Below are 329 nucleotides of genomic sequence, written 5' to 3' on the forward strand. Positions count from 1 at the left end.
GCCGCTACCTCGGCGGGGACGTCGTCGCCGACGGGAACGACCGAGCGGCGGTTGACGACTGCGTGCGTCGCGAATCCGGACACCCCGAGGTGGTGGTGGACGGTGTCGCCGCCGCGGTGCAGTCGCGCTCCCCCGTCGAGCAGGGTTCCGTCGTTGTTGGCACCGGTGCCGGGCACGCACGGCATCCGGCCGTCGGTGGCGCAGCCCTCGCACTCCCCGCAGCGTGGGAGGAACGTCATGACGACGCGCTGTCCGACCGCGACATCGTCGACTCCGGCGCCGAGTTGGGTGATCAGCCCCGCGGCCTCGTGCCCGAGCAACATCGGGAC

The 329-nt window shown here is 72.6% G+C and carries 1 protein-coding gene; it reads right to left on the minus strand.

All coding sequences use genetic code 11. From position 1 onward, the window contains the following. Positions 1-329: alcohol dehydrogenase catalytic domain-containing protein (locus ACFWJO_RS40805; RefSeq protein WP_386873459.1), on the minus strand; the 329-nt coding region annotated here is incomplete at both ends.

This window comes from Streptomyces sp. NPDC127092 (genome assembly GCF_042722475.1).
In the GTDB taxonomy this organism is placed as follows: domain Bacteria; phylum Actinomycetota; class Actinomycetes; order Streptomycetales; family Streptomycetaceae; genus Streptomyces.